5 protein-coding genes are annotated in these 6,325 nt (G+C 71.1%); 3 read left to right on the forward strand and 2 right to left on the reverse strand.

The window, feature by feature from the left end:
- Positions 1-282: 282 nt before the first annotated feature.
- The 3 genes from Vau01_RS61355 to Vau01_RS61365 all read left to right on the forward strand — a co-directional run bounded on the left by Vau01_RS61355 (position 283) and on the right by Vau01_RS61365 (position 3,497).
- Positions 283-747, forward strand: a complete 465-nt coding sequence (locus tag Vau01_RS61355) for a hypothetical protein (RefSeq protein WP_204014275.1) — start codon at positions 283-285, stop codon at positions 745-747.
- Positions 748-845: 98 nt separating this feature from the next.
- The gene (locus Vau01_RS61360) at positions 846-2,660 is read left to right on the forward strand and encodes a PDDEXK family nuclease (RefSeq protein ID WP_204014278.1); all 1,815 of its coding nucleotides are present in this window, start codon (positions 846-848) and stop codon (positions 2,658-2,660) included.
- Between the two features lie 420 nt (positions 2,661-3,080).
- A complete protein-coding gene (locus Vau01_RS61365; RefSeq protein ID WP_239153091.1) occupies positions 3,081-3,497 on the forward strand; it encodes an NUDIX domain-containing protein in 417 nt (138 codons plus the stop codon).
- A gap of 254 nt (positions 3,498-3,751) precedes the next feature.
- On the opposite strand, the gene Vau01_RS61370 is transcribed toward Vau01_RS61365, so the two are convergent.
- Entirely contained in the window at positions 3,752-4,414 is a 663-nt protein-coding gene (locus Vau01_RS61370; protein ID WP_204014281.1) for a hypothetical protein, read from the reverse strand.
- Positions 4,415-5,119: 705 nt separating this feature from the next.
- On the reverse strand, positions 5,120-5,758 hold the full coding sequence (locus tag Vau01_RS61375) for a hypothetical protein (protein WP_204014284.1): 639 nt from the start codon (positions 5,756-5,758) through the stop codon (positions 5,120-5,122).
- Positions 5,759-6,325 lie beyond the last annotated feature (567 nt).

A 6,325-nucleotide genomic window follows, 5' to 3' on the forward strand; every position in this document is an offset into this window, starting at 1 on the left:
CCGAGCGGCGCCATGCTGCAGGGCATGTCGACTGGGCGCTACCGGAAAGGCACCAGCGACACGCGGGTCTTCGGTGCCACCGAGAACCCAGCGGAAGTCCGACCGCAGCGCCGGCGATCCGGCGGCGACGCAGAGTCGCCGGGCCGACCGGTGCGGCGGGTGCCGACCATGCACGGCACTGACTGCTCGCGCCCGCGGCGCCCAAGGCGCTGCCTCTCCCCAGACCGCGGGAACGATGCCCGGTATGCCAGACTCATCCAGGTTCTCGGGGTGGGAGGGCTTGTGTGGAGTGAATGTGACCTGCCCGCACCGGGTGGTGACCTGCCCGGCGGCCTGGTGTTCAAGGCGGCTGACGAGGTGGCGCCGAGCGGTGCGCGCCGACGGCTGCTGTGGCTTGCCGACCCGGACGGCGGGTGCGTCAGCCACTTGTGGTTTTTCCGTGCGGTGTACGCGGATGCGCCGATGCGGCCCGGGTACGTGCACGACATGGTGACCGCGGCGGACCTGCGCAACCAGGGGCTGCTGCGCCTGCTGGTCGGCTGGGCCCGCGCCCTCCAGCCCTGCGGCAGCCCGCTGTACTGCGACGACCGCGGCCTGACCACCGACGGTGGGCGCGTCGCGGTGCGGTTGGGCCTGATCGCCGCCGGCGAGTACCGCGCCGACCGGGCCGACCGCCCCAGCTACCGGCAGCTGCGCGGCTGCGACCACCTGCCGCATCCCGTACACGGGCTCGCACCATCCGCGTGACGGCGTCTGCGGGCCGCGATCCGCCATCCGCCTCGACCCGCCGGGCCGGGCGGGTGCCGTCCGCCGGAACGGTCATACCTGTGACCGATGATGGTGCGATGGCGTATGACCTGAGCCGGCTCGACGAGCGGCGCTTCGAAGACCTCTGCCGGGCCCTGGCAGTGCACGCGCTTGGAGCGGGGCTACAGGTCTTCGGCGCCGGCCCGGACGGCGGGCGGGAAGCGGCCTTCGACGGCCCGGTGCCGTACCCGACCACCGCCGACGGCTGGAACGGCTACGGCGTGGTGCAGGCCAAGTGCCGCCAGCACAGCCACGGAAAGGACGACGCGCAGTGGCTGCACCGCACGATCGTGCGGGAGCTGGACCAGTGGGACGACCCGAACCGCAAACGGGTCAGCGACGGCCGCCGACCCGAGTATCTGATCATCGCCACGAACGTGCGGTTGACCAGCGTGGCCCGCCGCGGTGGCATCGACCGGATCCGCACCCTGCTCGCTGGCTACGCCGACCGGCTCAGCCTGAAAGGCTGGGACCTGTGGGACGCCAACAAGCTGTCCGCCTACCTCGACGCCTATCCCAACGTCGCCCGCCGATTCGCCGAGTTCCTCACCTCCGGCCAGGTCCTCACCAAGGCTTTGGACACAATCGACGATGTGCGGACCGCGCTCACCGCCGGCACGTTCACAGTCGGGCAGGGCCAACCCGGATGCCGGCGGGCGTTCGACAAGGCGTACCAGGCGGCTGGTGGCGCGGCCGGACTGGGCGAGTTCTGTAGCGAGGTGTACGACGACGGGCCCGGATGGGTGCAGCACCTCACCGGCCCGCACGGCGATCCGCCCGGCGCGGCCGTATCCGGAGAGGCGGTGGTCTGCGCCGGGTTCGGCCAGCCGGCGGTCGTGGTCACCGCCGAGCTGTGGGACGCCATCCGCGCGGCCGGCGGACGGGACCAGCTGACCGCGGTGGGTTACCCGGTCGTCACCGCCGACACGCCACCGCTGCTGTCCACCGACGAGTCGGAGATCCTCCTCGACGGCGGCGACTGGAACGCCGGCCGTCTGGTCCGCGAGCAGAGCGGCACCTGGCGATGGAAGGAGCAGGTGGCCTTCAGTTTCGAGGTCGGCACCCGCGACTGGCACACCGCCGGCGAGCCGATGGACCTGCGGCTGCGGTGCACGGCCACGATGCGCTGGGCCGACATCGACGGCCTCTCGATCGACGGTACGGGACGGCGGCGGGTGGTCGCCGCCCTGCGCGCCGGGCCGCTGGACGGGGTCGCCCGAGCACTGGCCGCCAGGTTCGCACTCGATCCGACGACCGGCTGGGAACGCACCCCCAACGGTGAGGGCTACAACGACCGCCGCTTCGCCAGCTACCGCTTGACGTTCCCCGGCGTCCAGGGCCGTCCGGCGCTCGGGCTCTGGGCCAGGTTCCAACTGCCCGACGGGCTACGCGACACGATCGTGAGCATGGCCGACCTGCGCGTCGACTTCTCCGCCCTACCCGGGTACGTCGCCGAACCCGGCGAACCGCCTGTCGAACCGGGCCACCGGCTCGACCCCGCAGTCCTGCACCGCTGCCTGGTCGCCGCGTGGCTGACCGCGACCCAGGCCATGCCATTGGCCGCCACGGCGCAACCGTCCGCCGCCGCGGCCGCCGGCCCGAGCCGCGTCGAGGTCCACCTGTCCACGGAGCGGCCGTGGGCGTCACATCCGGGCGGGCGGGTCGTCGGCGTGCTCGACCTGCTCGACCTTGCCGACTGGGGTCACCCGCCGGAGCAGCCCAGGCCGTGGATGTCCGCCACCGTCACGACGCCGATGGACCTGACCGACGTCGAGGTCGACGACCTGGTCGAGCAGACGCTTCGCTACCTGGCGTCAGGGTTCGGTTTCCTCGACTCCGACGAAGACGACTGAGGCTCCCAACCCTGATCCACATCCGGGACGGGCCGGAGGAAGCCTCCTGTGGCCCGAGGCGTCGATCCGCCTACCACCCGTGGGCGGCTCAAGGCGGGCGGCAGCAGATCCACGTCCCGTACCGGTCTGGTGGGTCGGTGATCGTTGCCGAGCCATGACCGGGTAGCGGGCTAAGCCCTTCCGGCTGGAGAGTCCGCCCCCGCTCAGCCTAGAGACGCCCGTAGCAGAGGCCGACGATCACGACCGGGCCAGCGCGAGGTCGGCGGCCTCGGCCAGCAGGCGAACAACGCGACCAGCGGTCCGCGCGGGTACCGGGGTTCGCCGGCAGCGACCATCACCTGCGCGACGTCGGGACGGTCATGCTGGCTTGGCGTGTGTCGGCTCGCGCACGTTGTTACGGTTTTCGGGGTGCACACCCGAGTGACCGGCATCGTCATCGAGGACGACCGCATCCTGCTGCTCAACCGGGACACTGACGGACCTCGGACGTGGTCGCTGCCCGGAGGAAAGGTTGAGGCCGGGGAGTCCCTCGCCGAGGCGTTGGTGCGCGAGATGCGCGAGGAGACCGGCGTACAGGTCCAGGTCGGTCGGCTGCTGTACCTGTGCGATCACATCCCAGCTCGTGTCGTTCACATCATCTTCGAGGCCCGCCGTGTGGGCGGGCAGGTCGGGGCCGCAGAACTGGGCAAGGACACCAACCCGATCCGTGGGGTGCGGTTCGTCGAGCTCACCGAGCTACCACAGCTCGGATTCAGCGACAGATTCGTGCAGCTGTGCCAGGCCGGGTTCCCTGACGCCGGCTCCTACATGGGCGCCAAAGCCAACATCGGTCTGTAGCCGACGCAGCGCCGCCATTCTTCGCGGAGCCCAGGATCCGGCAGCGCCGGCACCGGAGCTGGTGTTCGAGCACGGCTGCCCGGCCGCGGTTGGCGACTCGACGAGCGAGCCCTCGGACAGCCCGTCCACAACGCCGAGCAGGTGCGTCTCTGCTTCTTCTACGGCGGTGAGCCCCGCCCGCGCGTTCGCAGAGGGGTGCGCGCATCCGCTGAATCGGCTGTTGCTTTGAGGCGCCAGGTTCGGCCCGGGTCGTGTCAGCAACGCGGACAGGGCACGTTCACCCGCGCGGGTGACGGATCCACGGCGCCGCCCGCCGTACGGTAAAGCGTCCCCGACCGCGCAACCGGAGCTGCCGCATGCCCGCCGCCCACGCCGCGCGGTACGTCGCGCAGTTCGGCCACAACCTCTGCGCCGGCCTCGACGCGACCGTCCAGTACGCGATTGCCGGCCGCTGGCCGGAAACCCTGGCCGCCACCGCCAGCATCCACCACGGCATCCTGCAGCTGCACCAGCGGGCGGTCCTGGACGCCCTCGACGCGGGCGCCGACTGGTGGGCGATCGGCCAGGCTGTCGGCCAGCACCCGCAGGCCGCGTTCGACAACTACGCCAACCTCGCCGGGAACACCCGCAGTCCGGCGCAGCAACGCCCGAAGCTGGCCGTGCTCCTCACCGCCGGACTGACCGGCACCCACCATCCATGCCCGGAGTACGGCGTCGACGTCGACGTTCTCGGGTTCGCGCCGGATCCACAGGTCGAGAAGATCCGCGCCGCCGCACGGCTCTGCGGCCAGCACACTTGGATCCGGATCACCGCACCGGCCGCCCGACGCACCGGTGAGCCATTCGCCGGCCTCGACCTGCTGCGCCGATGGACGTCTGTGCTGGCCGACGACGCTGAGCTGGCCGCCCTCCGGCAAGCCTTGCCCCTGCGGCGTGGCTCGGGGGACGGCCCGGCATGCGGTCGCAGCGCTACGAGACCTCGGTCTGGTGATCACCGTGCCGCAGCGGGGCACGTTCGTCGCGCGGCAAGACGAGGGAATGGACGGGGCCACATAAGTCGACTCCGTCAGCGGTCGATACCCCCCGGCGGTAGAACGGCTGACGCAAGGGATGTCTCCACACGCCGACCGTCGTTGTGTTGCGGATGTACCAGTTGGCGACCGTCGTCATGACGGTTATGCAGCGTCCACCGGCGCGTACCGCCCGTAAGCGGCTGAGGTGTGTTCAGTCGCATGCGGGACGGGAATGCCAGACGTACGTTCCGCCGGTCGACTCAAGATGTTCGTGCGCTAGGTCCTGGCCTGGCGGGCGGCGGCGAGGTGCGCTAGGTCCGTCGCCGCGCCGACGACGCATTCGGCTTGCTAGACGGCGTTGGCGAGGTGGCGCGGTGGGTCGGTGGGGATGTGGCCGGCGTCGAGGGCAGCTGCGTCGGTTGCGGCCTTGAGCCGACGGATGCGGTTGTCGGATAGGCCGTTGGCAAGTTCGTTGTGGTGCGCGCCACGTCCAACGCGGGCGGGCGCGACGCGGATGCGTCGGCGCGGGCTACCCGTCATCTCGTGCGACAACGGTAAGGCCGCCCGGCGGGTCGATGCACCCGCCGGGCGGCCCAGGTTGGCGGCCGGCTACACGGCGCCTAGCGACACCTTGAGCGCGTCGGCCACGGAGCGCACGAGGGCGTCGCGGTCGCCGACGCCAGCGTGCAGCGCCAGGTACAGGGTGATGATCTGCACCTCGGGTGGGGTGTCGGCGGTGAACCGTAGCGTCCACGTCGGATCGCCGTCGTCGTTGCGGTGGCTCAGCCGCACCTCCTGGCGGGCGTGGTCGATGGTGGCCCGGACGTCGCTGTTGTCGGCGTGGTCGTAGGTGACGATGCCGTCGATCACCTCGCCGCCGGTGTAGTCGAGGTCTGCCAACTCCTTGGTCAATACGGCGAACGGATCTTCGCTGTCCGTCGCAGCGGCCGGACGTTCGAGATCGGTGGTCACGGGCGTTTTCCCCTTCCGGTTCGCCGATGCCGAACGCATCGGGCGCGACGAATGAAGCGGCGACTTCGCCATGCAGGTCAAGTCACCGACACGTCCGTGGCGGGGCGGCGTCAGGGCGGGCGGCGTCAGGGTGCGGCGGCGCGTTGCCACAGGTCCGACGCGGGTGTGGGTGACGAGGGCGGCGAGCCGGTCGGTGCGGACCGGCTCGTCCGGCAGGGCTTGGTGCATGCGGATCTCGCGGCAGGACAGCAGGGTCGCGTTGACGGCGAACGCCACGTCGTGCTGGCTGCAGTGACCCGGTCGATGATGGCCCGTTCGAGGGTTGGCGCGGCGTGCGGTCCTATCGTGTACAGCACGGCGTGGTCCCAGCCGGGCAAGTACCGGCGCAACGCTCCCAGTCGACCAGGGCGACGGTGTCGCCGTCGAGGAGCAGGTTGGTCGGCAGCGGATCGCCGTGCGCGGTTGTCACGGCGGCCACGCTGTTGCCTGCCCGCCCGGACCTGGTCGGCGACTCCGTGCCGCGCGGACCGCGATCATTGCTGCCAGCGCCGAGGACAGTGGCATCTGATCCAGCACGTTGACGGCGCGTCGGGATCACCGGCCGTGTGCCCGTGGCCTCTCCTACGTGGCGCTACGCCTCCACCAGCGTCGCGGGTTGCGCGGCCGGTCGACGATGCCGGGCACGATAATCCCTCTTATCTACCCGAGGCTGGCCGGATCCCGGCGCGGCGGATGCTCCCCATGACCGCTGTCGCCGGGAGCCTGCGCGCGTGCCCGTGGTGGTCGCCTCGCCTCAGCTGGGTATCCCGACCGGGTCCGGGCTGTCAATGAAAAGCAGGGAAT

The sequence above is a fragment of the Virgisporangium aurantiacum genome (genome assembly GCF_016863635.1).
Lineage (GTDB): Bacteria > Actinomycetota > Actinomycetes > Mycobacteriales > Micromonosporaceae > Virgisporangium > Virgisporangium aurantiacum.

Bases quoted from the DNA above. Each gene is read 5' to 3' on its own strand.
- Vau01_RS61360 (WP_204014278.1), top strand. From the start codon at position 846: ATGGCGTATGACCTGAGCCGGCTCGACGAGCGGCGCTTCGAAGACCTC.